24 protein-coding genes and 1 pseudogene are annotated in these 25,517 nt (G+C 74.1%); 14 read left to right on the top strand and 11 right to left on the bottom strand.

Annotated elements, in window-relative coordinates; genetic code table 11:
• Window positions 1-41: 41 nt before the first annotated feature.
• The 3 genes from ACFY0I_RS08840 to ACFY0I_RS08830 all read right to left on the bottom strand — a co-directional run bounded on the left by ACFY0I_RS08840 (window position 42) and on the right by ACFY0I_RS08830 (window position 2,809).
• Window positions 42-527 carry an NUDIX domain-containing protein gene (locus ACFY0I_RS08840; protein WP_388892187.1) on the bottom strand — a complete coding sequence of 162 codons (486 nt, stop codon included), beginning with the start codon at window positions 525-527 and terminating at the stop codon, window positions 42-44.
• A 34-nt stretch (window positions 528-561) separates the two neighbouring features.
• Window positions 562-2,202 (bottom strand): apolipoprotein N-acyltransferase, encoded by a 1,641-nt coding sequence (gene lnt / locus ACFY0I_RS08835; RefSeq protein WP_388892184.1) that lies wholly within the window; start codon window positions 2,200-2,202, stop codon window positions 562-564.
• A 91-nt stretch (window positions 2,203-2,293) separates the two neighbouring features.
• On the bottom strand, window positions 2,294-2,809 hold the full coding sequence (locus ACFY0I_RS08830; RefSeq protein ID WP_388892181.1) for a hypothetical protein: 516 nt from the start codon (window positions 2,807-2,809) through the stop codon (window positions 2,294-2,296).
• 250 nt (window positions 2,810-3,059) lie between these two features.
• Between ACFY0I_RS08830 and ACFY0I_RS08825 the strand changes: the two genes are divergently transcribed.
• Window positions 3,060-3,287 (top strand): hypothetical protein, encoded by a 228-nt coding sequence (locus ACFY0I_RS08825; protein ID WP_388892178.1) that lies wholly within the window; start codon window positions 3,060-3,062, stop codon window positions 3,285-3,287.
• Window positions 3,284-4,204: an ADP-ribosylglycohydrolase family protein gene (locus ACFY0I_RS08820; RefSeq protein WP_388892175.1), complete on the top strand. Its 921-nt coding sequence runs from the start codon at window positions 3,284-3,286 to the stop codon at window positions 4,202-4,204. The genes ACFY0I_RS08825 and ACFY0I_RS08820 overlap by 4 nt, the downstream gene beginning before the upstream one ends.
• A 50-nt stretch (window positions 4,205-4,254) precedes the next feature.
• Here ACFY0I_RS08820 and ACFY0I_RS08815 read toward each other — a convergent pair whose 3' ends face one another.
• Window positions 4,255-5,544 (bottom strand): hypothetical protein, encoded by a 1,290-nt coding sequence (locus tag ACFY0I_RS08815; protein ID WP_388892172.1) that lies wholly within the window; start codon window positions 5,542-5,544, stop codon window positions 4,255-4,257.
• A 156-nt stretch (window positions 5,545-5,700) separates the two neighbouring features.
• Window positions 5,701-6,495 carry a glutamate racemase gene (locus ACFY0I_RS08810; RefSeq protein WP_388892170.1) on the bottom strand — a complete coding sequence of 265 codons (795 nt, stop codon included), beginning with the start codon at window positions 6,493-6,495 and terminating at the stop codon, window positions 5,701-5,703.
• A gap of 137 nt (window positions 6,496-6,632) precedes the next feature.
• On the opposite strand from ACFY0I_RS08810, the gene ACFY0I_RS08805 reads away from it, so the two are divergent.
• From ACFY0I_RS08805 to ACFY0I_RS08780, 6 genes are all read left to right on the top strand, one after another.
• Window positions 6,633-7,805 (top strand): glycosyltransferase, encoded by a 1,173-nt coding sequence (locus ACFY0I_RS08805; protein ID WP_388892167.1) that lies wholly within the window; start codon window positions 6,633-6,635, stop codon window positions 7,803-7,805.
• 247 nt (window positions 7,806-8,052) lie between these two features.
• Window positions 8,053-8,565, top strand: coding sequence for a DUF6643 family protein (locus tag ACFY0I_RS08800; RefSeq protein WP_388892164.1), 513 nt, complete (start codon window positions 8,053-8,055; stop codon window positions 8,563-8,565).
• A gap of 145 nt (window positions 8,566-8,710) precedes the next feature.
• Window positions 8,711-9,535, top strand: a complete 825-nt coding sequence (locus tag ACFY0I_RS08795) for an MOSC domain-containing protein (RefSeq protein ID WP_388892161.1) — start codon at window positions 8,711-8,713, stop codon at window positions 9,533-9,535.
• A 339-nt stretch (window positions 9,536-9,874) separates the two neighbouring features.
• Complete coding sequence (locus ACFY0I_RS08790) at window positions 9,875-10,486, top strand: hypothetical protein (protein WP_388892158.1); 612 nt, start codon at window positions 9,875-9,877, stop codon at window positions 10,484-10,486.
• Window positions 10,487-10,621: 135 nt separating this feature from the next.
• Window positions 10,622-13,072, top strand: coding sequence for a right-handed parallel beta-helix repeat-containing protein (locus ACFY0I_RS08785; RefSeq protein WP_388892155.1), 2,451 nt, complete (start codon window positions 10,622-10,624; stop codon window positions 13,070-13,072).
• A gap of 186 nt (window positions 13,073-13,258) precedes the next feature.
• Window positions 13,259-13,804, top strand: coding sequence for an SRPBCC family protein (locus tag ACFY0I_RS08780; RefSeq protein WP_388892152.1), 546 nt, complete (start codon window positions 13,259-13,261; stop codon window positions 13,802-13,804).
• A gap of 24 nt (window positions 13,805-13,828) precedes the next feature.
• Here ACFY0I_RS08780 and ACFY0I_RS08775 read toward each other — a convergent pair whose 3' ends face one another.
• Window positions 13,829-14,971 carry a PLP-dependent cysteine synthase family protein gene (locus ACFY0I_RS08775; protein WP_388892149.1) on the bottom strand — a complete coding sequence of 381 codons (1,143 nt, stop codon included), beginning with the start codon at window positions 14,969-14,971 and terminating at the stop codon, window positions 13,829-13,831.
• 229 nt (window positions 14,972-15,200) lie between these two features.
• Between ACFY0I_RS08775 and ACFY0I_RS08770 the strand changes: the two genes are divergently transcribed.
• Window positions 15,201-15,743 carry an ATP-binding protein gene (locus ACFY0I_RS08770; RefSeq protein WP_388892146.1) on the top strand — a complete coding sequence of 181 codons (543 nt, stop codon included), beginning with the start codon at window positions 15,201-15,203 and terminating at the stop codon, window positions 15,741-15,743.
• A 110-nt stretch (window positions 15,744-15,853) separates the two neighbouring features.
• Here ACFY0I_RS08770 and ACFY0I_RS08765 read toward each other — a convergent pair whose 3' ends face one another.
• Both ACFY0I_RS08765 and ACFY0I_RS08760 read right to left on the bottom strand, forming a co-directional pair.
• On the bottom strand, window positions 15,854-17,074 hold the full coding sequence (locus tag ACFY0I_RS08765) for an ROK family protein (protein WP_388892792.1): 1,221 nt from the start codon (window positions 17,072-17,074) through the stop codon (window positions 15,854-15,856).
• Between the two features lie 128 nt (window positions 17,075-17,202).
• Window positions 17,203-17,859: an alpha-ketoglutarate-dependent dioxygenase AlkB family protein gene (locus ACFY0I_RS08760; protein WP_388892143.1), complete on the bottom strand. Its 657-nt coding sequence runs from the start codon at window positions 17,857-17,859 to the stop codon at window positions 17,203-17,205.
• 37 nt (window positions 17,860-17,896) lie between these two features.
• Here ACFY0I_RS08760 and ACFY0I_RS08755 point away from each other — a divergent pair, with 37 nt between their 5' ends.
• Both ACFY0I_RS08755 and ACFY0I_RS08750 read left to right on the top strand, forming a co-directional pair.
• Window positions 17,897-18,640: a maleylpyruvate isomerase family mycothiol-dependent enzyme gene (locus ACFY0I_RS08755; RefSeq protein WP_388892140.1), complete on the top strand. Its 744-nt coding sequence runs from the start codon at window positions 17,897-17,899 to the stop codon at window positions 18,638-18,640.
• 199 nt (window positions 18,641-18,839) lie between these two features.
• Window positions 18,840-19,106 (top strand): DUF6332 family protein, encoded by a 267-nt coding sequence (locus ACFY0I_RS08750; protein WP_388892137.1) that lies wholly within the window; start codon window positions 18,840-18,842, stop codon window positions 19,104-19,106.
• Window positions 19,107-19,127: 21 nt separating this feature from the next.
• Here ACFY0I_RS08750 and ACFY0I_RS08745 read toward each other — a convergent pair whose 3' ends face one another.
• Both ACFY0I_RS08745 and ACFY0I_RS08740 read right to left on the bottom strand, forming a co-directional pair.
• The gene (locus tag ACFY0I_RS08745) at window positions 19,128-20,150 is read right to left on the bottom strand and encodes a spherulation-specific family 4 protein (protein ID WP_388892134.1); all 1,023 of its coding nucleotides are present in this window, start codon (window positions 20,148-20,150) and stop codon (window positions 19,128-19,130) included.
• A gap of 234 nt (window positions 20,151-20,384) precedes the next feature.
• Window positions 20,385-21,083 (bottom strand): TetR/AcrR family transcriptional regulator, encoded by a 699-nt coding sequence (locus ACFY0I_RS08740; RefSeq protein ID WP_388892131.1) that lies wholly within the window; start codon window positions 21,081-21,083, stop codon window positions 20,385-20,387.
• Window positions 21,084-21,233: 150 nt separating this feature from the next.
• Between ACFY0I_RS08740 and ACFY0I_RS08735 the strand changes: the two genes are divergently transcribed.
• Window positions 21,234-21,692 carry a nitroreductase/quinone reductase family protein gene (locus ACFY0I_RS08735; protein ID WP_388892128.1) on the top strand — a complete coding sequence of 153 codons (459 nt, stop codon included), beginning with the start codon at window positions 21,234-21,236 and terminating at the stop codon, window positions 21,690-21,692.
• A gap of 192 nt (window positions 21,693-21,884) precedes the next feature.
• Here the strand turns inward: ACFY0I_RS08735 and ACFY0I_RS08730 are convergent, their stop codons facing one another.
• On the bottom strand, window positions 21,885-23,111 hold the full coding sequence (locus tag ACFY0I_RS08730; protein ID WP_388892790.1) for a geranylgeranyl reductase family protein: 1,227 nt from the start codon (window positions 23,109-23,111) through the stop codon (window positions 21,885-21,887).
• Between the two features lie 433 nt (window positions 23,112-23,544).
• Between ACFY0I_RS08730 and ACFY0I_RS08725 the strand changes: the two genes are divergently transcribed.
• Both ACFY0I_RS08725 and ACFY0I_RS08720 read left to right on the top strand, forming a co-directional pair.
• The gene (locus ACFY0I_RS08725; RefSeq protein WP_388892125.1) at window positions 23,545-24,909 is read left to right on the top strand and encodes a dipeptidase; all 1,365 of its coding nucleotides are present in this window, start codon (window positions 23,545-23,547) and stop codon (window positions 24,907-24,909) included.
• 35 nt (window positions 24,910-24,944) lie between these two features.
• Window positions 24,945-25,508: pseudogene (locus ACFY0I_RS08720) on the top strand (MBL fold metallo-hydrolase); the annotation flags it as partial.
• Window positions 25,509-25,517: the final 9 nt, after the last annotated feature.

Genomic DNA, 25,517 nt, shown 5'->3' with positions numbered 1-25,517 from the left:
CGGTCGGCGGTCGGTGCGGGCGTCACCGGTCGATGTGGGCGTCAGCCGCCGTCGGTCGCGGCCGGCGCGAACCAGGTCGGTTCGTCGAGGAAGGCGCGTCGGACGCGTTCCAGGGCGAACGGCTCCAGCGGCGGCAGCCGCGCCGCCTCGAACCAGGCGACCTCCAGCAGTTCCCCGTCGTGGGCGCGGGCCTCGCCCCCGGTGGGGCGGCAGCGGAAGGTGATGTCCTGGAACTGACAGACGTCCCCGTTGGGATACACGACCGGCGACAGCATCTCGACGAGGACGACCCGCTCGGGGACGCACCGCACGGCCGTCTCCTCGTACACCTCGCGGACGGCCGTCGTCGCGGGCTGCTCGCCCGGTTCGGCGATCCCGCCGATGACCGACCACCGTCCGGTGTCGGCGCGGCGGCCGAGCAGGACCCGGTCCGCTTCGTCGACGACCACGGCCGTGACTCCGGGCAGCAGGAGGAGTTGCTGTCCGGCACCGGCCCGGATCGCCCGGATGAATTCGGGTGTGGTCATGCGGCGACCCTACGGGGCGCGCCGGGCGGCGTCGTCATGCGGCCCGTCCGGCGCGGATCCGACGGGCCAGGACCGTGGCGAGCCCGCCGGCGGCGATGAGCAGCAGCGCGTACTCGGGAAGCGGGCCGAACCGGGTGGCGGGGGTCTCGGTGGAGCGCAGCGGGATCTCGGCGACCAGCGCGTCCGCGGTGAACAGCTTCGTCCGCTCGCTGATCGATCCGTCGGGTCGGATGACGGCGCTGACGCCGCTGGTGACGGGGACGAGCACCGTCCGGCTGTGTTCGACCGCGCGGATCTGGTCCATGGCGAGCTGCTGGTAGGTCATCTGGCTCCGGCCGAACGTGGCGTTGTTGCTGGGCACGGCGATGACCTGGGCGCCGGCCCGGACGGTGGAGCGCACGGCGTCGTCGAAGGCGGCCTCGTAGCAGGTGACCATGCCGACGCCGCTGCCGTTCATGTCGAACACCCCGGGCTCCTTGCCGGGTCCGAAGTCGCGGCGGACGCGGTCCACGTCGGCGCTGAAGAGCCGGACGAAGGACCGCATGGGGATGCGCTCGCCGAACGGCTGGATCTTGCGCTTGTCGTAGGTGTCCACGGGGCCCTTGACCGGGTCCCACAGGATCATCGTGTTGCGCAGCGGGCCCGTGTCGGGGGCCAGTACGGAGCCGATCGCGACGGGCACGCCGATGGCCTTCACCGCCTGGTCGATGACCGCGTGGGCGTCGGGCTGGGTGAAGGGGTCGATGTCGGAGGAGTTCTCCGGCCACAGGACGAAGTCGGGCTTGGGGGCCCGGCCGGCCTTGACGTCCTCGGCGAGCTGGATCGTACGGTTCGCGTGGTTGTCCAGGACCTGGCGGCGCTGGGCGTTGAAGTCGAACCCGAGGCGCGGGACGTTGCCCTGGATGACGGCGGCCACGGCCGTCCCGTCCTCGGCCGCGTCCGAGACCAGGGGTCGGGCGGCGAGGGCCGCGCCGATGGGCGCGGCGACGGCCAGCGCGGCGAGCGCGGCGGTGGCCTGCCGGGGGTGCTCGCGGGTGGTGCGCAGGACCTCGTAGAGGCCGAAGCCGCACAGCGCGACGCCGAAGGAGAGGAGCGGGGTGCCGCCGAGGGCCGCGAGCGGGACGAAGATCCCGTCGGCCTGCCCGAAGGCGAGCTTGCCCCACGGGAAACCGCCGAAGGGGGCCCGGGCGCGCAGGGCCTCGTCCGCGACCCAGACGGCGGCGGCCCACAGCGGCCACCCGGGGAGCTTGCTCACCAGGGCGATGCCGAGGCCGGCGAGCCCGATGAAGAGGGCTTCGAGGGTGACCAGGGCGATCCACGGAACCGGGCCGACGCCCTCGCTGGTCCAGACGAGGAGCGGCAGCAGGTAGCCCAGTCCGAAGAGGAACCCGAGTCCGAACCCGGCCCGGGCGCGGCGACCGCGCAGGCACCCGGCCAGCAGGGCGAGCGCCAGGGGCGCCAGCCACCACAGCGGGCGGGGCGGGAAGCTCAGGTAGAGCAGCACCCCGGCGAGGACGGCGAGGACGGGCCGCACCAGCCGTGCGGCCCTCCTCGACAGTGCGCCGGCTCCGGGCGCGCCGGCGCCGGCGGTCTTCGCTTCGGCTGCTGCTCCGGGTGATGCGAGGGGCGACGGGGAGGGGTCGTTCCCGGCGTCGCGGGTGACACTGCTGCTCATCTGGCGGAGTGTACGTCCCCGCACGCCAAAGGCGGGTAAGGCCCGGGGCCGGGGGGCCCTGACGGGCGATGCGGTCGGCCCGGAGAAGGGTTCAGCGGGCCAGGGCGCGCAGGTGGGCGCGGATGACGCGGACGGCGTTCTCGGCGTCGTCGACGGTGACCGTGAACAGCTTGCCGTCCCCGAGTCTCAGTTCCACGCCCTCGCCGCGGCGGACGATGACGCCGGTGCCCTGCTCCGGACGCCAGCGGTATCCCCAGCCGCCCCACTGCTGCGGGGTGATGCGGGGCACGAATTCGGCGGAGGTCACCTCGGAGAGCGGGATCTTCCGGCGCGGCAGGCCCATGTGGCCGCAGCGGACCTCCAGGACCTGGGAGTCGACGGTGACGGCGACGTGCACGAAGGCCAGGGTGCCGTAGAGGATCAGCAGTCCGGCGGCGAGGCAGCCGACCACGGACATCAGCAGCGGGGCGATTCCGGAGCTCCAGGAGCCGTCGACGGCGAGCTCGATGCCGAGCGCCACGCACGCGGCTCCGGCGGCGGCGAGGACCCACTGCACGCGGTTCGAGGCTCGGCCCGTCCAGAGCGGCCCCGGTGGATGACCCGTCATGTGTAGCAGCGTACTCACGTTCCGCATGTACGCCACCGCCTCTCGCCCGGTCGGCCGACGGGGCCGGTGGCCCGCTCGCGCCCGCCCGGCGCGTGGGGCGTCTGCCCGCGCGCCCGTCCGGGAAACCCGTCCCGACCCGCCCCCGCCCCTCGGCCTGGGAGCAGCCGGAGGGGGCGCGCGACCGATGACCACGTCCCACGCATCCGGCCGACGTACCACCTCGGGGTGCCCCACAGGTGATACCCCATCCGTGGCACTACGCGCGTGGCTACGCTGGGCACGTGAACCAGGACCGGAGGGACCGCCGCGCACCGGCGCCTGGTCCGACGGGGCGCGCGCCCCGGCCCTCGCCCCGCACGGCGCGATCGCGCACCTGCCGGCCGGAGCCCCCGCCGCCCCGGCGGCGGGCGGCCTCGACGACCTGGACGCCTTCACGCTCCGCCTGCTGAACACCGTGTGCCCCGAGGAGACCCCGTGACCACCCGACTCGACCGCGCCGTGGGCGCCGTACTCGGCTCGGCCGCGGGCGACGCGCTCGGCGCTCCCTACGAGTTCGGCCCGGCGGGGCAACTGTCCGCGCGGGGAGCGGAGATGCGCGGCGGTGGCGGCTGGGATCCCGGCGAGGCGACCGACGACACGCAGATGGCGGTGCTCGTGGGCGAGTCCCTGCTGGAGCACGGCGGCCTCGACCTGCCCGATGTCTTCGCCCGCTTCCGGCAGTGGGCCGCCGGCCATCCCAAGGACATCGGCCTCCAGACCGAGGACGTGCTGACCAACGGCGAAGCCTGGGACCTGGCCGCCGCCCTGCACTTCCAGCTCAACGCGCGGGCCGCCGGAAACGGTTCCCTGATGCGGGCCTCCACCTCGGCGGTGTACTTCGCCGCCGCCGGACGCGGGGCCACCATGGACGCCGCCCGGCGGATCGCGGCCCTCACCCACGGCGACCGGGCCGCCTGGGAGGGCACGGCCGTACTGCACGAACTCGTCCGCGTGGCTCTGGACGGGGGCGATCCGCCGGCCGCCCTGCCGGGCATCCTCGACGCGGTGCACGCCGACCACCGCGAGCGGTACGCCCGCGTGCTCGACCCCGGCTGGCACCCGGACCTGGCCACCGAGTTCAACGGAGCGGTGTGGCCCTGCCTCGGCTCGGCGGTGTGGGCCCTGCGGACCACCACGGACTTCGCGTCGGCCGTACGGGCCGCGGTGGACCTGGGCGGGGACACCGACACCGTCGCGGCCGTCACCGGGATGCTGGCCGGAGCGGTCCACGGCCGGGACGCCGTCCCGACCGAGTGGACGGCGCCACTGCACGTGCCGCTGCCCGGCTTCGGCGACCGGGTCCTGGACGCGCAGGCCCTGTGCACCCTGGCCGAACGCCTGGCGGCGACCGGCTGAGAGGGGTCGACCGAGGAGGTCGGTCAAGAGGCCCGCGGGGACGCTCCCGGTCAGCCGCAGCCGCACCCGCCGCAGCCTCCGTCACCCCCGCAGCCCGACCCGCCGCAGCCGCCCGCGGTCTCGTTGGTGCGCCCGGCGCGGCGCTCCCTGTCCTTCTCCGCGCGCAACCGGGCCTGCTCCCGGCCGCGTTCCTCCGCACGGGCCCGGATCCGCGCGGCGCTCTCCCGGTGCGACACGCCCGCAGGGATCCACCGGTCGAGCCCGTGCCGGCGGCGCGGCAGCAACACGGCCGCGGTGAGGTAGGAGCTGATCGAAGAACCGCCGGGGCCGTGGACCGCGTACTCCAGGACGACCTCGGCGCCCTCGCGGGGCACCCCGTACAGCACCGCCTCGAAGGGCTCGCTGCGAGCGTCGACGTCGTGCAGCGCACGCCGGGCCCCCGTCGACGGCCCGCCGACCAACACCCGCACCTCGGGCCGGGTGTCGACGCCGCGTGCCCAGAAGGCGATCAGGGGCGCGCCGGCGGTCTCGTCGGCGTCCGGGTACAGCCACTGGTGCCCGGACCGGGAGGTCCGGACGCCGACGACCATGGCCGGCAGGAAGGCGTCGCGCAACCGCCGCGCGGCCCGGTCGGCGCTCACGCCGCGACCGAGGAGGGTGCCGCCGAGCACCAGGAACGGCGCGGCGAACCACTGCTGGCCCACGGCGTCGTACGCGAGCGCCGCACCGTGCGCGCCGAAGTCCCGTACGAGGCCGTCGAGGAGGACCGCCCCGCCCACGAAGCAGAGGAACACGCCGAACAGGATTGCCGGAAGGCCGCGCCGCCCGTGCCCGTCGGGCAGCGGGCCCGGTACGGGGAACCGGGCCGTCCCGGCCGCCGCGAGGGCCCGTTCCCCCTGCCGACGGCGGGCCCGCAGCCGCAACAGCGCCCCGACCAGCGTCCACAGCGCGGCGAGGCAGACGAGGCCGAGGCCGACCCGGGTCCGCACGGCGCCGCTCCCCCGCCCGGCGAGGGCGGTGGCCGACTCCAGGGCGATCAACGTGGCCGAGACCGCGGCCGCGCCCGGCAGGTACCGGAACCAGAGGGGCAGGGCCGCCAGGAGGAGGGTCGACGGGTAGGCCCGCCAGGCCGTCCCCACCGCACCGTCCGGCGCCCCGGTCCAGAGACTCGGCAGGAAGGAAACGGCGACGAGGGCGACGAGCGCCCAACTCCCGGCGGCCGGCGTGAAGAAGAGCGGCACACGCTCCTTGAGCCAGCCGTCGGCATCCGGAACACCCCACGTACGTACGCCGGTTGCGGGTATCACCCCGCTCGGCACGTGCTTGGCGTAGGCAGTCACGACTTCAGTATGCGAGCGCCCCCGGCGCCACGGAACGGGCGGTGGGGCAACGATCGGTGACGAGAACGGGGCCCGGCGGGACGGGTTGGGGCCCCCGGTCCCACCGCGCCGCGTCGCGTCGCGCGCGCCGGGCCTCGTGGGAGCCGGCCGCGGGGCTCAGACGGACGCGTTCCGGGCCGGCTCGGCGAGCAGTCGGCCCTCGGCGTAGCCGTACGCGGCGCGCGGAAGGTCGCCGGGACGGCCGCTGAGCATGACGGTCAGCCCACCGGTACGCGGCAGCCCGGGTCGGGGTTCGACACCGACGCGGCGCAGGGCCTGGAGGGCGACGGCCTCGGCGGACCCGTGGAAGGCGAACGGGGTACCGCCGGTGCGCGCGTCGACGGCGGCCCGGATCAGCTCCTCGACGAGCTCGTAGTGGGTGCAGCCGAGGACGACGTCCGTGACGTCGGGCGGGGTCAGCGCGGCGGCCGCGGTGACGGCCCGTACGACGGCGGCCTCGTCGGCCGCCTCGACGGCGTCGGCGAGACCCGGGCAGGGCACCTCGGTCACCGCCGCGCCGGCGGCGAAGTCACGGATCAGGCCGCGCTGGTAGGGGCTGCCGGTGGTCGCGGGGGTCGCCCAGATCGCGACGCGCCCCCCGGCCGCCGCGGCGGGCTTGATCGCCGGGACGGTGCCGATGACGGGGATGGCGGGCTCCAGCTCGCCCCGCAGGGTGTCCAGGCTGTGCACGGAAGCGGTGTTGCAGGCCACGATGAGCGCGTCCGGACGGTGCGCCGCGGCGGCCCGGGCGACGGCGCGGGCCCGCTCGGTGAGGTCGGCGGGGGTGCGCGGTCCCCAGGGCATCCCGTCGGGGTCGCAGGACAGCACCAGATCGGCGTCCGGCCGCAGCCGACGCGTCGCCGCGGCCGCCGCCAGGAGGCCGATTCCCGAGTCCATGAGAGCGATCTTCACCTGGCCACCTTAGTCGACCCCCCGCTCCGGACCCCTCCCGACCGCCCCCGCCGGGACCCGTCCGGTCGCCCCCCGTCCCCCGCGTCGTGCGGCCCGGACGCGGGACATCGGGATCGGGCTTCGGCAGACTGCGGGGCATGGGCCTCCTCCTGATCGCCGCCTGCGCCTCACTCGCCGCCTGGCTCTGGCTCACCCTCGCCCAGGGCATGTTCTGGCGCACCGACGTCCGGCTGCCGCCGCGCTCCGCCCCCGCCCGCTGGCCGTCCGTGGCGATCGTCGTTCCCGCCCGGGACGAGGCCGAGGTCCTCCCCCGGAGCCTGCCCTCGCTGCTCGCCCAGGAGTACCCCGGCGCCGCCGAGGTGGTGCTGGTCGACGACGGCAGCACGGACGGCACCGCCGCCCTGGCCCTGCGGTTGGCGGCCGAGCACCCGGGGCTCCCGCTGACGGTGGTGTCGCCCGGCGAGCCCGCACCGGGGTGGACCGGCAAGCTGTGGGCGCTGCGGCGCGGCATCGACCACGCCCGTACCCGCCGCGCCGCCGAGCCCGAGTACCTCCTGCTGACCGACGCCGACATCGCCCACGCGCCCGACAGCCTGCGCGAGCTGGTCTGCGCCGCGACCAGCGCCCGGCTCGACCTGGTGTCCCAGATGGCCCGGTTGCGCGTGGCGAGCGGGTGGGAGCGGCTCGTCGTGCCGGCCTTCGTCTACTTCTTCGCGCAGCTTTACCCCTTCCGCCGGATCAACCGTCCCGGCGGCCGGACCGCCGCCGCGGCCGGGGGCTGCGTACTGCTGCGCACCGAGGTGGCGGTGCGCGCCGGGGTGCCGGACTCCATCCGGCAGGCGGTGATCGACGACGTCTCGCTGGCCCGCGCGGTCCGCGCGGCGGGCGGCCGGATCTGGCTCGGGCTGGCGGATCGGGTGGAGAGCGTGCGCCCCTACCCGGCGCTCGGGGACCTCTGGCGGATGGTCTCGCGCAGCGCGTACGCCCAACTGCGCCACCGGCCCCTGCTGCTGGTCGGCACGGTGGCCGGGCTGGCACTCGTCTACCTGGTCCCGCCGGTCGCGCTCGTCGCCGGGCTCGCGGGCGGCCGGCCGGCCGTGGCCCTGGCGGGCGGGCTCGCCTGGTTGCTGATGGCCGGGACGTACCTGCCGATGTTGCGCCACTACCGGCAGCCGGCCGTCCTCGCGCCGCTGCTGCCGTTCACCGCGCTGCTGTACCTGCTGATGACCGTCGACTCGGCCGTCCAGCACTACCGGGGTCGCGGCGCCGCCTGGAAGGGCCGAACCTATGCCCGACCCAGCGACGCCTGAAACCGCCCGGCACCCCCTGAAGGTGCGTCATCCGAGGTCATCGCGTTGTGACGCTGCGTCAGCACCACATAGGTGCAAGGGTCAACCAGTGAGTACGAGTGCGAACAAGGCGGGGCGGAAGTGGCGAAACGGTGCACGTGAACGTCAAGTGAAAGCTGTGGCCCTGACCTGCGAATATGCAGGTCAGGGCGGGGTTGACGGCACCTCGCTATGGACCCCGTGAAGTCGTGGGCTTAACTTGGGTCCCATGACCTCCCCCCGCTCCACTTATGGCGGCGGTTACTACTCCGCGCCCTCCTTCACGGACACCCCCATCTACGACTCCCTCGTCGCCGAACGCGGCACTCCGCAGATCGCCCCGATCCGCGTTCCGGCCGCCTACGAGTCGCCCAGTGCCGGTTACTCGAGCGGTGGTTACCTGCCGGCCCTCGCCTCCTCCATGCCCGCGCTGCCGCCGGCCATGCCCCAGCAGCAGCACGCCCCGGGCTACGGGTACCCGTACCAGCAGCAGGCGGCGCCCGTACAGCAGATGCCCGTGCCGCTCCAGCACGCGCCCGCGCCGTACATCCCGCAGCAGCAGCCGGTCGCGGCGTTCGCCGGCTACGTACCGCAGCCCCAGCCGCAGCAGCCCCGCCCGATGGCCGCGGCCACCGGGTACGAGGCCATGCGCCCGGCCGCACCCCGCCCGGTGCAGGGCCCCGCGCAGGTCCCCTCGTACGAGGACCCGTACGGCCGCCCGTACCAGGGGCGCGGCTACTGACGGGCGGGGGTCCGTGAAGCACCGCCCGTGAAGCACCGCCCGCACGGGTCGCCGGCCGGGTCACGCCCGTCCTGCCCCGGCGCGGGTTCCGCGCCCGCGCGGTAATCGCGGTGCCCGGGTGGGGGGAGGCCGGCAAAATGCCCCCATGCCGAACATGTACGTGCAGTCGCTCCACGTCCACCCCGTCAAATCCGTGGCGGGGACCTCTCCCGACGAGGTGGTCGTGGAGCCCTGGGGTCTGACCGGGGACCGGCGCTGGGCCGTGGTCGACACCGAGGGCACGGTCATCAGCCAGCGCCAGGAGGCCCTCATGGCGCTGGCCTCCTCGCGTCCGCTGGCGGGAGGGCGGGTGGCGCTGTCCGCGCCGGGCATGCCGGAGCTGGTCGTGGAGGTCCCGGAACCGGGCCCGCGGGAGCCTGCCGTGCACTTCGGCAACAAGATCGACACCCTGGTCGCGGCCCGGTCCGCGGCCGACTGGTTCACCACCTTCCTCGGTCGTGACGCCCGGCTCGTGTACATGGACGATCCGGAGGTCCGGCGGCCCGTGGACCCGCACTACGCGCTGCCCGGCGAGACGGTGAGCCTCGCCGACGCCTACCCGCTGCTGGCCGTCACCACGGCTTCCCTCGACGCCCTCAACGAGCTGATCTCCCGGGGCGACCACCCGCAGGAGGGGCCGCTGCCGATGAACCGGTTCCGTCCGAACCTGGTGGTCGCGGGCGCCGACGCCTGGGCCGAGGACGAGTGGCGGCGCGTCGCGGTGGGCGGGGCGGTCTTCCGCGGGGTGCGCGAGTGCGGGCGCTGCGTCGTGACGACGACCGACCAGCGGACGGCGGAGCGCGGCCGGGAGCCGCTGAAGACCCTGGCCAGGCACCGGCGGATCGGGAAGTCCCTCGCCTTCGGCCGACACATGGTGCCGGTCGTCCTCGGCACGGTGCGCGTGGGCGACGAGGTGCGGATCCTGGAGTGAGCCGGGGCCGCGAGCTCCCGACGCTCGGACGGGGCCTCGGACGGGGCCTCAGGCGGGGGTCGGGGCGGGGCGCCGAGGGGTCGGGCCGGGGGTGTCGGCCACCGCGACCGCCTTGACCAGGCGACGGAATGACACCTTCGAGGGGCTCGACCCCTTCTTCGGAACCAACGGGCCACGCGGCGCCGTTGGTGAGTTCGGGACGTGTGACGACCCTCCGGCATCGACCACCGGATCGGGCGGCACGGGTCCCGCGCGTCCCGGAATGCGCGTCCGCGGGACATGCGCCAGGCTGGGACGCGCAGGCAGTCGGAAGCTGGCGGAAACGGGGGGAGCCGGACCGTGCGGACAGCAATGGGTGTGTGGCGCTGGCGGCGCAATCCGCTGCGCCGGCGGACCGATCTCTTCGAGGCGTGGGTGGCGTTCGCCGCGTTGGTCTGCGTCCTGTTGGTGGCTCCGGCCGTCGGCGCGGTCGCGGGGCTCCGGGTGGACGGGACGCTCCAGCGGGCCGCCCGGGAGCAGCGCCACGAGCGCTACCTGGTCCCGGCCGTGGTGGTCCGGCCGGCGGCGGAACCGCCCGCCGGGGCGTCGACCGATCCGTCGGCGCAGCGGCAGTCCCCGGAGCGCAGTCGGATCGTGGCCGCCTGGACCGCTCCCGACGGCAGCAGCCATCAGGGGACGGTCCCGGCCGCCGAGGAACCGCCGGTCCCCGGCGAGCGGTTCCGGATATGGACCGACATCCGGGGGCGGTTGGTGGGGCAGCCGCTCGATCCGTCCGCCGCCTCCGTCCACGCCGGTCTGGCCGGGCTCGCGGCCGCCTTGGTGGCGGGCGCGCTGGTGGAGACGGTCCGGCGCCTGGTCGTACGTCGGCTCATGCATCGGCGGTACCTGCGTCTGGACCGCGCGTGGGCGGCGGCCGGGCCGGACTGGGGCCGGGCGGGGGCGGGCAGCTGACCTGGCAACTCGCCGGCCCCGCGCGCGCTACGGTGGGGCGGAGCCGGTTCGGATCGCTTCAGCCGCTTCGAACGACTTGATTCACTTCGGCCGCTCCGGCGGCGCGAATACACGGGGTGGGGGCACGACAGCACCATGGCTCAGGGCACGGTCCAGGTCACGCACGGCGGAGCCTCGCGGTGGCGGCGCCGCTCGGGTGAGTATCCGACGCTGAGCGCCGCCCTCGCCGTCGCGGGCGACGGCGACGTGCTGTCGATCGCCCCCGGCACGTACCGGGAGAACCTGGTCCTCCACCATGCCGTCACGCTGCGCGGGTCCGAGGGGAGCGCGATCGGCTCGGTGCGGATCGCGCCGCTCGACGGGGTCGCGCTGACGGTGCGCGCCTCGGCCGTGATCCAGGACCTGTACGTGGAGGGGGCGGACCGGGCGGCGCCCGCGGTCCTCGTCGAGGACGGCTCCCCCGAGCTGACCGACCTGCGCGTGAGCACCCGCTCGGCCGCGGGCATCGAGGTGCGCGGCGGCGCCCGTCCGCTGGTGCGCCGGTGCACGGTGGAGAACCCGGCCGGCGTCGGCATCTCCGTGTCGGACGGCGGCGGCGGGGTGTTCGAGGAGTGCGAGGTCGTCGCCGCCGGGCAGGCCGGGGTGTCGGTGCGCGGCGGCGGGCACCCCCGCTTGGAGCGCTGCCGGATCCACCACGCCACGGGCGCGGGCATCGGCGTCACCGGTGAGGGTTCGGGCCTGGAGGCGTTGGGCTGCGAGGTGTACGAGATCAAGGGCGCGGGGGTGCAGATCGCGGCCCGGGCCGCGGCCCGGCTCACCGACTGCTCGGTGCACCGCACCTCGGCCGACGGGGTCACCCTCGACACCGATGCCGTCCTCACCCTGGCCGGCTGCGACATCCACGACATTCCGGAGAACGCCGTCGACCTGCGGTCCCGTTCGGTGCTGACGCTCAGCCGCACCACGGTCCGCCGGTTCGGGCGCAACGGCCTGTCGGTGTGGGATCCGGGCACCCGGGTCGATGCCGAGTCCTGCGAGATCCACGACAGCACGGGCGACTACCCGGCGGTGTGGGTCAGTGACGGGGCCACCGCCTCCCTGGATTCCTGCCGGGTCCACGACGTGCCGGACGCGCTGTTCGTACTGGACCGGGGTTCGCGCGTCGACGTGGTCGACAGCGATCTCTCGCAGGTGCGCAACACGGCGGTCTCGGTGAGCGACGGCGCCACCGCGCAGGTCGACGACTGCCGGATCCGCGAGGCGGGCACCGGGGCGTGGTTCCGCGACCACGGCAGCGGCGGCACCCTCGCCAACTGCACGATCGACGGCGTGCAGACGGGCGTGATCGTCACGAAGGGCGCCGACCCGTCGCTGGAGCGGTGCACGGCCAACAACGCGACCGAGGCGGGGTTCTACGTGTCGGCGGGCGGCCGGGGCACGTTCCGGTCGTGCCGGGTGACGGGCAGTTCCGGTTTCGGCTTCCACGTCATCGACGGTTGCCGCACCACGCTCACGACCTGCCACACCGAGCGCTGCGCGCGCGGGGGCTACGAGTTCGCGGAGGACGGCCCCCAGGCCGAGGGGTGCACCAGCGACGAGTCCGGTCCGCGACTGGCCGCCCGGTCCGCGGCCGGCAGCGCCCCCTCCGGGGCGCAGGCCGGGATCCGTACGGTGACGGCGGCGCAGGGCGGCACGACACCGGCGGGCCTGGTGCCCGCGGCGCGGCCCGCCGACCTGCCGGAGGCGCCGGAGCCCGAGGTCGCCTCGCGGGAGTCGGGCGAGGTGCTGGGGCAGCTCGACGCGTTGGTGGGACTGGACAGCGTCAAGCGGGAGGTCCGCGCCCTCACCGACATGATCGAGGTCGGGCGCAGACGGCAGCAGGCCGGGCTCAAGGCGGCCTCGGTCCGCCGCCACCTGGTCTTCACGGGCTCCCCCGGCACCGGCAAGACCACCGTCGCCCGGTTGTACGGGGAGATCCTCGCCTCCCTGGGCGTGCTGGAGCGGGGCCACCTCGTCGAGGTGTCACGGGTGGACCTGGTCGGCGAGCACATCGGGTCGACGGCGATCCGCACCCAGGAGGCCTTCGACCGGGCGCGCGGCGGGGTGCTGTTCATCGACGAGGCGTACGCGCTGGCCCCGGAGGATTCGGGGCGGGACTTCGGCCGTGAGGCGATCGACACCCTCGTGAAGCTGATGGAGGACCACCGGGACGCGGTGGTGGTGATCGTCGCCGGGTACACGGCCGAGATGGACCGGTTCCTGACGGTCAACCCCGGTGTCGCCTCGCGCTTCTCCCGCACCATCACCTTCGGCGACTACGGGCCCGGGGAACTGCTGCGGATCGTCGAACAGCAGGCGGAGGAGCACGAGTACCGGCTCGGCGAGGGCACCACGAAGGCGCTGCTCGCCTATTTCACGGAACTGCCCAAGGGGCCTGCCTTCGGCAACGGCCGCACCGCGCGCCAGACCTTCGAGTCGATGGTGGAACGGCACGCGGGCCGGGTCGCGCAGTTGACCGAGCCCAGTACCGACGACCTCACCCTGCTGTTCCCGGAGGACCTGCCGGCCCTGGCCGCGCCCTGCTGAACCGCTCGTCGCTGAACCGCGCTTCGGGCGGTCGGGCTTCGGGAGCGGTCGGACGTGCCGGTGTGCCGGGACGGACAGCACCGGTGTACCGGTACGGACATCCGGCGGGCCGCCGGTTAGGGTGACGCGCGGTACGCACCGCCCGGAGCGTACCGATCGCACCGCGCTGTAGGGGGTAGTAACGCCATGGCCCGTCGACTCCGCCCCGTGGGGCTGGACTTCACCGAGACCGCCCCGGTACGCCTGGTCTTCGTCGCACGGGCCACCGCCCCGCCCGAGGCCGTGTACCGGGCGCTGGCGCAGGAGGTGACCGGCTGGCCGCAGTGGTTCGGGGCGGTCACGCTGGCCCGGCCGACGAGGGACGGCGCGGGCCGGGAGATCGGACTGGTCGGCGGGATCCGCTTCCAGGAGACGGTGATGGCGGCGGACCCGGGGCGGCGCTACGCCTACCGGGTCGACGAGACCAACGCACCGGCCGTGCGCGCCCTGCTGGAGGAATGGCACCTCACCGCGGTCGGCCCCGGTCCGGCCGACACCGCCGCCGACACCGCCGCCACCGCCGCCACCGGGACCACCGGTGGAACCGGCGGGACGCTGGTCCGCTGGACCTTCGCCGCCGACGGCCCGGCGCCCTTCCGGCTGGCCCTGTCCGCGGCCCGCCCCGGCCTCGGCCACTCCTTCCGCAGGGCGGTCCGCGCCCTGGACGCCCGCCTCACGTCCCCACCGCGCTGACGGCCCCGCGGGGCCACCGGAACCTCAGGCGGCCGGTTCCCGCCATTCGCCGGTGTCCAGCAGGGTGTCGATGGTCTTCGCGTACGGGGTGATGTCCAGGCCCTGCATCGCCAGCCAGTCGTCCGAGTAGTACTTGTCGAGGTAGCGGTCGCCCGGGTCGCACAGCAGCGTCACGACGCTGCCGGTGCGGCCCTCCGCCACCATCTCCGAGATGATCTTCAGTGCGCTCCAGAGGCCTGTGCCCGTCGAGCCGCCCGCCTTGCGCCCTATGGCCTGCTCCAGGGCCCTGCACGCGGCGACGCTCGCGGCGTCCGGGACGCGCATCATGCGGTCGATGGCGCCGGGTACGAAGCTCGGCTCCATGCGGGGTCGGCCGATGCCCTCGATGCGCGAGCCGCAGTCGCTGGAGGCGTGCGGGTCGTTGTTGGTCCAGCCGTCGAAGAAACAGGAGTTCTCCGGGTCGGGGACGCAGATGCGGGTGTCGTGCTGCATGTAGTGCACGTACCGCGCGATGGTCGCGGAGGTGCCGCCGGTGCCCGCGGTCGCCACGATCCAGGTCGGCTCCGGGTACCGCTCCAGGCGCAGTTGCTGGTACATCGACTCGGCGATGTTGTTGTTGCCGCGCCAGTCCGTGGCGCGCTCGGCGTAGGTGAACTGGTCCATGTAGTGGCCGCCGGTGCGGGCCGCGAGTTCGGCCGATTCCTCGTACATCTTCATCGAGTCGTCGACGAAGTGGCATTCCCCGCCGTGGAATTCGATGAGCCGACACTTCTCCGGGCTGGTCGTCCGCGGCATGACGGCGATGAACGGAACGCCGATCAGCTTGGCGAAGTACGCCTCGGAGACGGCCGTCGAGCCGCTGGAGGCCTCGATGACGGGGCGGCCGGGACGGACCCAGCCGTTGCACAGGGCGTAGAGGAAGAGGGAGCGGGCGAGGCGGTGCTTCAGGGAGCCCGTCGGATGCGTCGACTCGTCCTTGAGGTAGAGGTCGATGCCCCAGGCCTCGGGGAGCGGGAAGCGCAGCAGGTGCGTGTCCGCGGAGCGGTTCGCGTCGGCCTGGACCTTGCGGACGGCCTCCTTGAGCCAGGCCCGGTAGTCCGCGTCGGTGCGGTCGACGTCGACGGTCGTCCTCACGGGCGTCGTGCCGGTGGTACCGGTGGTACTCATGCGCCTTGCTCCTTTGTCCGTTCCGTGGCCCCCGCTTTCGAAATGTACCCCCCTCACCTGCACAAATAGTTACTTTGGGTTTCCATACCGATCGCTTTCGGTCGCATTCAGTTGCAGACCGCGGCACGGTAGGTGACGCTGGTGGTGTTTCACCGAAGCACCGATACACCGCTCCATCGATGCACCGAGGGCGCAGCACCCGTAACTCACTTGTCGGGGAGTCGCAGCCGTGATCAGTCATTCCCGCAGGCACTGCGTCGTCGAACTGCAGGCCCTGCCCGCTCGGATCGGTCAGGTCCGCCGCATCGTTTCCGCGCAATTGCGCCATTGGCAGCTCGATCCGCTCATAGACCGGGCCGCGCTCGGTGTGACCGAGCTGCTCAGCAACGTCCACCGGCACGCGCAGCCCGACAAGACGTGCGCCGTCGAGATCGAGTTCCGGCTCGGCCGGCTCACCGTCGCGGTCTACGACAGCGATCCTCGGTTGCCCGTCCTGCGGGCGGCCGAGACGTTGGAGACCTGTGGGCGGGGACTCGCGCTCGTCGCGGCCGTCAGCGAGGCCTGGGGGGCACGGGAACAGCCGGACGGCCCCGGCAAGATGGTCTGGTTCTCGCTGCGGGCCGCTCCCGCGCCGGTGGGCCCGCAGGCGACGGTCGTCATCAGCGCCGAGAGCGTACGAGAGCACGCGCGGCCGGTGTTCGTCGCCGTGGACGCGCAGGCCCTCACGGGCGGCCTGTCGGTATCGGTCCCGGCCGGTACCGGGCCCGGCTGACCACCGCCGCCGCACCCAAGGGATCCGACCCGCGTCGTACGGCCGACCGCCGGGCAGGCCCCCGCCCGTCGACACGGGTCGGGCCGGGGTGGGTCCGGGCTCGGGCCGGCTCAGGCCGGGGTGCCCAGGGTGCCGAGCGGGTCATCCAGCACCGGCTGCCAGGCCAGCTCCGCCGCCCCGACCAGGCTGTTGTGGTCGAGGGTGCACGGCAGGATCGGCACGCCACCGCTCCGTCCCCACAGGCTGCGGTCCGCGACGACCGCGCGCAGCCGCTCGGGGTCGGCGTGGAGCAGTTCCCGGTGCAGGCCGCCCAGGATGATGCGGTCCGGGTTCAGGATGTTGACCAGGCCCGCCAGCCCGAGGCCGAGCCGGTCGATCAGCTCCTCGGAGGCCGCCCGGACCGTCGGGTCGGCGTACTCGCCGCGGATCAGGTCGCGGGCCTGCTGGAGCAGGGACACCTCCGGGCCGGGCGTGCGGCCCGCCGTGGTGAGGAAGGCCAGCGGGTCGGCCTCCACGTCCAGACAGCCCCGGCTGCCGCAGTGGCAGGCCCGCCCCTCCGGGTTCACCGTCAGGTGGCCGACCTCCAGGGCCAGCCCGGAGCTACCGCTGTGCAGCCGTCCGTCGAGCACCAGTGCCCCTCCCACGCCCCGGTGGCCGGTGGCCACGCACAGCAGGTGCTGGGCGCTGCGGCCCGCGCCGTGCCGGTGCTCGGCGAGCGCGGCCAGGTTGACGTCGTTGCCGGTCAGGGCCGGTCCGTCGATCCCGGCCGCCTTCACGCGCTCGGCGAAGATGGCTCGCACGGGAGAACCCGCCGGCCAGGCCAGGTGCAGCGGGTTGAGCGCGGTGCCGTCGGGTTCGGCGACCGCCGAGGGCACCGCGAGACCCGCGCCGATGCAGCGGCGCCCGGACTCGGCGAGCAGTGCGGCGCCCGACTCGACGACCGCGCCGAGTACCTGCGCCGGGTCGGCGGAGACGGTGACCTTGCCGGGGGCGGTGGCCACGATCCGCCCGCCGAGGCCCACCAGCGCCGCCCGGAACCCGTCCGAGTGGACCTGTGCGGCCAGCGCCACGGGGCCGTTCTCGTCGACCGCGAGCCGGTGCGAGGGCCGGCCCTGGGCGCCGCCGGCGCCGCCGGGGCGGGAGTCGACCCGGATCAGGCCGAGGGCCTCGAGTTCGGCGGCGACCGCGCCGGCCGTGGCGCGGGTGACTCCGAGTTCGGCCGTCAGGACGGCCCGGGTCGGGGCGCGACCGGTGTGGACGAGTTCCAACGCCGGGCCGAGGGCGCCGCGGCCCCGCTCCAGTTTGGTCCTCGTGGACGCCGTGGCGGCCATGGCGGCCGTGGTGGTCGTGGAGGTTTCGGACGCCGTGGACACCGTGGTCCCGTCCCCCACCCGCGGCGGGGCCCCGTTGCCGTTCATGACATGGATCCTCGCATGATCGGGAGGTACCGGACGCCCGTCTACGGTCCGAGCCCGCCGACCCGCAGTGTGATGTTCAGCCGCCCGTCGAGACCGAGGTCGGTCGGTGCGGTCCCGGGCAGGACCTTCGGCACCCCGTGATAGGCCCGTCGACTCGGCCCGCCGAAGACGAACAGGTCCCCGCTGCGCAGCGGAACGTCCCGGAACGGACGTCCGCGCGAGGCGGTGGTGCCGAAGCGGAAGAGGCAGGAATCACCCAGGCTGAGCGAGACGACCGGGGCCCGCGACCGCTCCTCGGCGTCGCGGTGCATGCCCATGCGGGAGTCGCCGGCATAGAAGTTGATCAGGGCGATGTCGTACTCCTCCACCTGCTCGGGGAGTGTGCCGTACGCGTCGGACACCGCGCGCCGTCCGAGTTCGGCCAGCCAAGGGGGCATCGGCTTCACGGGCGCCCCGTCCCCGTCGACGGCGGTGCGCGCGTAGCCGTACGGGTACCAGTGCAACCCCAGGCACACCTGTCGGGCGCTCATCGTCCCGCCGCCGGGGGTGCGCACGGTGCGCAGGCCCGCGGGCGGCCGGGCCCACTCCCGGCAGGCGGCGAGCAGTTCGCGCTGTTCCCGGGGGTCGAGCCAGTCCGGCAGGTGGACGGCGCCCGGGGCGATCTCGGCGCGCTCGCGCGGGAAGAGTTCTGCGTCCATGTACCCCATGGTGCGGTCTGCCGGCAGACTCCGGGGCATGAAGATCAACGAGTACGTCGAGACGCTGGCCCGGGAGGGCGAACTGCTCGCCGGGGCGGCCGAGCAGGCGGGTACGGACGCGCCGGTTCCCACCTGTCCGCCGTGGCGGGTCACCGATCTGCTGCGGCACACGGGGGCGGTGCACCGCTGGGCGACCGGGTACGTCGCCGACTCCCAGGTGGAGCCGCTGCCGTTCCCGGAAGCGCCCGAACTGTCCGGGCCGGAGCTCCTCGGCTGGTTCCGAGAGGGGCACGGGACGCTGGTGGACACCCTGGCGCACGCTCCGGACGACGTCCTGTGCTGGACGTTCCTGCCGACGGCGCCGCCCTCGCCGCTGGCGTTCTGGGCGCGCCGGCAGGCGCACGAGACGACCGTGCACCGCTTCGACGCGGAAGCCGCGCAGGGGATCGCCTTCTCCCCGGTGACGCCGGAGTTCGCCGAGGACGGGGTCGACGAACTGCTGACCGGCTTCCACGCCCGACCGCGCAGCCGGGTGCGTACGGAGGAGCCGCGGGTGCTGCGGATCCGGGCGATCGACACCGGCGCGGCGTGGACGGTCCACCTGTCGCGGGAACCGGCCCGCGCGGTGCGGGGCGACACCGCCGACCGGGTGGACTGCGAGGTGACCGGCGAAGCGGCGTGGTTGTACGCGGCCCTGTGGAACCGGCACCCGCTGATGGGCCCCGGGGTGACGGGTGACGTGGCGCTGGCCCGACTGTGGAGCGAAACGGCGGGCATCTGAGCCGCCCGAGGCCGGCGGCCGGGGCGTGGTGACGCACGGACGCGGTGACGTACGGGATGGCGGCGGGCGGGGGCGGCGGCGGGCGGGAGTCCGCCTCGGGCGCGGCGCGACGGCCTGCGGGCGCGAGGGCCCGGCGGCCCGGCGGAGACACCCTTGAGGGGCCCTTGTCACCCGTGGTGCACGCTGTGAGACTGCCCGTATGGGGCAACGGACACAGGCGCAACGGGACGCGGTCACCGTCGAGATCGGCTACGCCTTCATCAGCGCGTGCTTCGCCGCCGCCCTGGTCTTCGGGCTGGTCTACGGCGTGGCGCCGGTCCTGGACCTCTCCCCCGCCGCGCACCGGGCGCTGGCGGTGACGGCCGGCGTACTGGCCTCGCTGGCGTTCCTGCTGCGGGTCACCCAGGTGCTGTGGCGCTTCGGCCACCGCCGGCCGGAGGACGGACGGGACCCTTCCGAAACCTGAGCCGCAGCCGGCCGGGACCGCTCAGCCGAGGGTGGCCGCGTGTTCGGTCTGGCTTCGGTAGCGCCAGGCGGGGCCGGTGTTCCAGGGGTTGGGCATGACGGTGTCCGTCGCGTAGGCGTAGCCGGCGCCCCGCTCGAAGGCCGTGCGCAGGGTGTCCCGCATCGTCGCCTCGTCCGGGACGTCGTGGACGAGGTGCCAGAACGCGGTGCCGCTCGGGTCGTACTCGGATCCGCCCCGGTAACCGGTGCGGGCGTTGAAGACGTTGCCGCCGAGCCAGCCGCCGGACACGTACTCCGCGTAGGTGTCCTCGTAGGTCACGTACGTGTCGGCGGTGCGGTGGCCGGGCTCCAGGTAGCAGTCGGCGATGGCCGTGCCCGGATTGTTGACCACCAGGTCCGGGGCGTTCGGGTCGACGGCGTGCATCGACTCCTGGACGTAGCGGCGCAGTTCGGCGTAGTAGTCGCGGGTGGCGTTGCCCGGGCCGCAGTCGCGGCTGACGACGTCGAAGAAGATCCCGTCGACGTGGAGGCGGCCGTCGCCGCCGTCGGCGGGTCCGAGGTAGTTGTCGACGGAAGCCTTCGCGGCGGCGATGTCACGGTTGCCGTGGTCGGTGTGGACGTACCCGAGGACCTTCGTGCGCTCCCCGGTGGCGGTGACCCCGGCGCGCAGGGCATCGGCGCGGGCGCGCCAGGGCGCGTCGAAGGGGGAATCGCCGTTGCCGGGGTTGAGGACGACGACGGAGGCGGCCGGCCCGGTGGCGGTGAGGTCGGTCAGCATCCGGTCGTCGGACCAGACGTAGGCGGGGACGGCGATGTCCAGGCCCCGCACCCCGGGCGGCCGGGGCGTGGGGGTGACCCTCGGGGCGGGCGGCGGGATCGGGCTCGCCGGCGGGGAGGACGCCGCATCCGAGGGCGGCGCGGTTCCCGCCGGGCGCCGGGCCGCGTGGGTCCCGTCGGCCGCGGCCTTCACGACGGCCGCCGCGACGGCGAGCAACACCGCCAACAGGACGGCGTACAGGGCCTGCACGGCTCGGGCGGGGGCCATGACTGTTTTCCTCCGGCTGCAGGGGGCGACCCGAGGAACACTAGGCGTGCGGCAAGTCGATGAAAGGCGAACCACCCACTTTGATGTGAGGAACAGAAAAGCTATCTGTCACCCCATCATGTGAATCACCATCAGATTTCGTCCACCACAGTCCGGTTCACGGCACGGACGGGCCGGTTCACGGCACGGCTGTCGCGGCACGGACGGGCCGGTCCACGGCACGGACGGTCCGGTTCACACCGCGGGCAGTCCGACGCCGTGGGCGAGCTGTCCGGCGGCGTGCGCGAAGAAGGGGCCGCGCTCCTCGACGACCCGCTCGTACTGACCGAACAGCTCGCAGGAGACGAGCCCGACGAGCTGGGCCCAGGCGGCGACCAGGGCGGCCGTCACCTCGGGGGGCAGGCCCTCGGCGAAGTCCGAGGTCATCCGGGCGGCTTCGCGGCGCAGGCCGGCGGGCAGCGGCGGCAGGGCGAGCCCGTGGCCCGCGTACGCGGAGCGGAGGATCCCGATGAGGGTGTTGGCGACGCGGGAGGCGGGGCCGATGGTGTCCTGCGGGGCGCTGTAGCCGGGAACCGGGGAGCCGTACACGAGGGCGTACTCGTGCGGGTGCGCGAGAGCCCAGTCGCGGACGGCCTCGCAGACGGCGATCCAGCGGGCGCGGGGTGGGGCTCCGGCTTCGAGGGCGGTCCGGTCGGCGGCCTCGGCGGCGGCGCCCAGGCTGTCGTAGGCGTCGATGATCAGCGCGGTGAGGAGCTCGTCGCGGCTGGGGAAGTAGCGGTAGAGCGCCGAGGAGACCATGCCGAGTTCGCGGGCGACGGCGCGCAGCGAGAGTTTGGCGGCGCCTTCGGCCGCGAGGCTGCGGCGCGCCTCGTCCTTGATGGCGGCGGTGACCTCGACGCGGGCCCGTTCCCGAGCTCCTCGGACGGTACTCATGCGGATCAGTGTGCCACGCAACGGGAGCAGTGCCCAAAAACCAGAGCACCGCACATTTTCGAGAGCAGTGCTCTTGCTCTGGTGCACTGTTCCGGCGCAGACTGGTGCCGAGCGAGAGCACCGCTCTCTCCAACGCCGCCGGAGGCCACCGTGAACGCGCCCGCTCCGTACTACGCCCAAGGCGGCCCGTTCGCCGTCCGCTTCAACGCGCTCTTCGGAAAGCTCGCCCGCCTCGGCATCAGCCTCGCCGGCACGGCCGAACTCTCGGTCCGCGGCCGCGCCTCGGGCAGGATGCAGCGGATCCCGGTCAACCCGCACCGCTACGAGGGCGCCCAGTACCTGGTCTCCGCCCGGGGCCATTCCCAGTGGGTGCGCAACATGCGCGTCGCGGGCGGCGGGGAACTCCGTGTCGGCCGCAAGGTGCGCGCCTTCACGGTCACGGAGCTGACGGACCCCGTGGAGAAGGCGGCCGTGCTGCGCGCCTACCTGGAGAAGTGGGGCTGGGAGGTCAACCGGTTCTTCCAGGGCGTCACGGCCAAGTCCTCGGACGCCACCCTCCAGGCCGCCGCCGCCGATCACCCCGTCTTCCGCATCACCGTTACGAAGTGACGCGGCGACGGCCCCGGGCTGTCGTGCGACCCGCGGCCGTACGGGCGGGAGCGCCGCACGGAGTACCGCCGGGCGCCTACCGCGTCCGACGAACCCCGCGAGCCGTCCCGGGGCAGCCGATCCGGGCGGCCCCGGCCCCCTCCCGCCGCGTCGGGGCGGAAAGGGGCGCCGGGGCCGCCCTCGGCGCGGGCGTCAGCTCCGGTTGCCTCGCGCCTGTCGGGCGTCCACCAGGTGCAGGGCCTTGCGGGCCAAGGGGTACGTACGCACCATGTCGGCCAGCGTCATCGAACCGCGGGTGATCCGGGCGAAGGCGAGCCACGCGGGCCGCAGGCCCGTGATCGCCGCGTGGAGGAACCCCGGCCGGGCCTCGAACACGTTCAGCATGCGCTTGCCGACGCCCATCTCCACACCCAGACCGGCCTTGACCGCGAAGGCGTAGTTCAGCGCCTGGCGCCGCGCGTCCACCGCGTCCTGCGCCTCGGAGATCTTCACGGCCCACTCCCCGGCCAGCCGGCCCGAGCGCAGGGCGAACGAGATGCCCTCCCTGGTCCACGGTTCCAGCAGCCCGGCGGCGTCTCCCGCGACGAGCACCCGGCCCCGCGACAGCGGGGAGTCGGGCTTGCGGCAGCGCGTCAGGTGGCCGGAGGAAATGGCCGGCTCGAAGCCCGCCAGTCCCAGCCGGGCGATGAAGTCGTCCAGGTACCGCTTGGTGGCGGCGCCCTCGCCCTTCGCCGAGATCACGCCCACGGTGAGGGTGTCGCCCTTGGGGAAGACCCAGCCGTAACTGCCGGGCAGCGGACCCCAGTCGATGAGCACCCGTCCCTTCCAGTCCTCGGCCACCGTCCGCGGTACGGGGATCTCCGCCTCCAGGCCGAGGTCGACCTGGTCCATCTCCACCCCGACGTGCGCGCCGATCCGGCTCGCGCTGCCGTCGGCGCCGACCACGGCGCGGGCCAGCACGGTCTCGCCGTCGGCCAGTACGACGGCGACGGTGCGCCGATCGGGAACGGCCGTACCGTGCTGCTCGACCCGGGTCACCGCCGTACCCGTACGGAGGGTCGCGCCGGCCTTCTCGGCCTCCGCGACCAGGGCCGCGTCGAACTCGGGCCGGTTGATGAGTCCGAAGAGCATCCTCTTCGAGCGGCGGGTCCGGGTCAGCTTCCCGTTCATCGAGAAGGTGACGGCGTGGATCCGGTCCTTGAACGGCAGGACGAAACCCGGCGGCAGGGCGTCGCGCGAGGGGCCGATGATGCCGCCTCCGCAGGTCTTGTACCGGGGGATTTCGGCCTTCTCCAACAGCAGGACGCTGCGGCCGGCGGTCGCCGCGGCGTACGCCGCCGAGGCCCCGGCGGGACCGGCGCCGACCACGACGACGTCCCAGACCTCGCCCGCACCGTCCGCCGCGGCGGACGCCGCCACCGGCTCCGCCACCGCCACCGCCTCCGGTCCGACGTCCGACCCGCTGTCCGCCTCGACGTTCGACCCGGTGTCCGCCTCGACGTCCGGCTCGACGCTCCCTTCCGAGCGCTCAACGCCCTGACCTGCGTCGACGGCCTTCACCGCCTCGACCGTCGCCTCGACCGCCGCCCCCTCCGCCGGCTCGTGGGCCGGCTCGTGCGTCGTTCCTTCGTCCGCCCCCTGAGCGGCGGCCTGCCCTGCGCTTGCGCCGTGTACGTCGTCGTCGCTGCTCACGATGTGCTGCTGCTCCTGATCACGCTGTTGCTCGGATGCCGTGGAAATCCTACGGCGCCAGTCCGCCCGGCCCTTTGTGCGAGGATCGGAACTGTCTTTTGCCTTGCATTCGCCGTCACCCGGCACTTGTCACAACGTCGCACCCACGAGGAGCGTGCCCATGTCCCAGAATCCGATCGCCGAGACCATCGCCTCGCTGATGCCCCGCGCCAAGACGGAGCTCACCGAGTTGGTGGCCTTCCAGTCGGTGGCGGACTGGGCGCAGTTCCCCAGGAGCGAGAGCGAGGCCGCCGCGAACTGGGTGGCGCAGGCCCTGCGCGTCGAGGGGTTCCAGGACGTGGCGCTCCTCGACACCCCCGACGGCACCCAGTCGGTGTACGGGTACCTGCCCGGCCCCGAGGGCGCCCCGACCGTCCTGCTCTACGCGCACTACGACGTGCAGCCGCCGCTGGACGAGGCGGCCTGGATCTCGCCCGCCTTCGAGCTCACCGAGCGCGACGGCCGCTGGTACGGGCGCGGAGCCGCGGACTGCAAGGGCGGGTTCATCATGCACCTGCTGGCGCTGCGCGCGCTGAAGGCGAACGGCGGGGTGCCGGTCGGCGTCAAGGTCATCGTCGAGGGCTCCGAGGAGCAGGGCACCGGCGGCCTCCAGCAGTACGCCGAGGCGAATCCGGAGCTGCTGGCCGCCGACACGATCGTGATCGGTGACGCGGGCAACTTCCGTACCGGCCTGCCGACAGTGACCGCCACCCTGCGCGGGATGACCCTCCTCAAGGTCAAGATCGACACCCTCGGCGGCAACCTGCACTCCGGCATGTTCGGCGGCGTCGCTCCCGACGCCCTGGCCGCACTCATCCAGACGCTGGCCTCGCTGCGCGCGGCGGACGGTTCGACGACCGTGGACGGACTGGCCTCCGACGCGGTGTGGGAGGGCCTGCAGTACCCGGAGGCCGACTTCCGTTCCGACGCGAAGGTGTTGGACGGGGTCGAACTGATCGGTGAGGGCACGATCGCGGACCGCCTGTGGGCCCGCCCGGCCGTCACCGTGCTCGGCATCGACTGCCCGCCGGTGATCGGCGCGACCCCCTCGGTGCACGCGAGCGCGGGCGCCCTGATCAGCCTGCGCGTGCCGCCGGGCGTGGACACCACCCGGGCCATCAAGCTGCTGGAGGCGCACCTGGTGGCGCACACGCCGTGGAGCGCCCGCCTGGAGATCGAGGTCGTGGGCCAGGGCCAGCCCTTCCAGGCCGACACGAGCAGCCCGGCCTACGCGTCGATGGCGGCGGCCATGCGGGTGGCGTACCCCGGCCAGGAGATGCAGATCAGCGGCATGGGCGGGTCCATCCCGCTGTGCAACACGCTGACCTCCCTCTACCCGCGGGCGGAGATGCTGCTGATCGGTCTGAGCGAGCCGGAGGCGCAGATCCACGCCGTGAACGAGAGCGTCTCGCCGGAGGAGCTGGAACGCCTCTCGGTGGCGGAGGCCCTGTTCCTGGTGAACTACGCCGAGTCCAAGCGCGGCTGAGCCCCGGGCCGGCTCGGGTCGTCGGGGCCGCGCGTGCGGCCCGGTCCCTGGGCCTGCGGCCCGAGGGTCTGGAGCGGATCGTCCTGACGCACTGCCACCGGGACCACGTCGGCGCGGCCGGTGAACTCGCCGCCCGCTGGGGGGCCGACGTACTGGCGCACCGGTTGGACGCCCCCGTGGTGCGTGGCGAGCAGCCGGTCCCGGAACCGGTCCTGTTGGACTGGGAACTGCCGCTGTACGCCCACGGCCTGACCGTCCCCGAGGCCCCGCCGACCCCGGTGGAGCGGGAGTTGGAGGACGGCGAGGTGCTGCACTTCGGCGGCGGGACGGTCGTCGTCCACTCCCCCGGCCACACGCCGGGCAGCATCGGCGTCCACCTGCCCGAGTACGGGGTGCTGTTCACGGGTGATGGTGTCGCGGGGGTGGGCCAGGTGATGCTCGGCGTCTTCAACGTCGACCGGGAGCAGGCCGTCTCCTCGTTCCGCCGGCTGGCCGCGCTCGCCCCGACCGTGGCCTGCTTCGGTCACGGCGACCCCTGGGTGACGGACACGGCGGCGACGCTGCGGACCGCCGCCGAAGCCGTGCCCGTCGCGGGCTGAAAGCCGGCG

This window comes from Streptomyces sp. NPDC001568 (assembly GCF_042893755.1).
Taxonomy (GTDB): Bacteria; Actinomycetota; Actinomycetes; order Streptomycetales; family Streptomycetaceae; genus Streptomyces.
Note: the sequence above shows the minus strand (reverse complement) of the source record. Positions and strands in the feature narration are given on the sequence as shown.

Coding starts and splice junctions, on each gene's coding strand:
- ACFY0I_RS08840 (WP_388892187.1), bottom strand. CDS start 527: ATGACCACACCCGAATTCATCCGGGCGATCCGGGCCGGTGCCGGACAG.
- lnt (WP_388892184.1), bottom strand. CDS start 2,202: ATGAGCAGCAGTGTCACCCGCGACGCCGGGAACGACCCCTCCCCGTCG.
- ACFY0I_RS08830 (WP_388892181.1), bottom strand. CDS start 2,809: ATGACGGGTCATCCACCGGGGCCGCTCTGGACGGGCCGAGCCTCGAAC.
- ACFY0I_RS08805 (WP_388892167.1), top strand. CDS start 6,633: ATGGGCCTCCTCCTGATCGCCGCCTGCGCCTCACTCGCCGCCTGGCTC.
- ACFY0I_RS08800 (WP_388892164.1), top strand. CDS start 8,053: ATGACCTCCCCCCGCTCCACTTATGGCGGCGGTTACTACTCCGCGCCC.
- ACFY0I_RS08795 (WP_388892161.1), top strand. CDS start 8,711: ATGCCGAACATGTACGTGCAGTCGCTCCACGTCCACCCCGTCAAATCC.
- ACFY0I_RS08785 (WP_388892155.1), top strand. CDS start 10,622: ATGGCTCAGGGCACGGTCCAGGTCACGCACGGCGGAGCCTCGCGGTGG.
- ACFY0I_RS08780 (WP_388892152.1), top strand. CDS start 13,259: ATGGCCCGTCGACTCCGCCCCGTGGGGCTGGACTTCACCGAGACCGCC.
- ACFY0I_RS08775 (WP_388892149.1), bottom strand. CDS start 14,971: ATGAGTACCACCGGTACCACCGGCACGACGCCCGTGAGGACGACCGTC.
- ACFY0I_RS08765 (WP_388892792.1), bottom strand. CDS start 17,074: ATGGCCGCCACGGCGTCCACGAGGACCAAACTGGAGCGGGGCCGCGGC.
- ACFY0I_RS08760 (WP_388892143.1), bottom strand. CDS start 17,859: ATGGACGCAGAACTCTTCCCGCGCGAGCGCGCCGAGATCGCCCCGGGC.
- ACFY0I_RS08755 (WP_388892140.1), top strand. CDS start 17,897: ATGAAGATCAACGAGTACGTCGAGACGCTGGCCCGGGAGGGCGAACTG.
- ACFY0I_RS08750 (WP_388892137.1), top strand. CDS start 18,840: ATGGGGCAACGGACACAGGCGCAACGGGACGCGGTCACCGTCGAGATC.
- ACFY0I_RS08745 (WP_388892134.1), bottom strand. CDS start 20,150: ATGGCCCCCGCCCGAGCCGTGCAGGCCCTGTACGCCGTCCTGTTGGCG.
- ACFY0I_RS08740 (WP_388892131.1), bottom strand. CDS start 21,083: ATGAGTACCGTCCGAGGAGCTCGGGAACGGGCCCGCGTCGAGGTCACC.
- ACFY0I_RS08725 (WP_388892125.1), top strand. CDS start 23,545: ATGTCCCAGAATCCGATCGCCGAGACCATCGCCTCGCTGATGCCCCGC.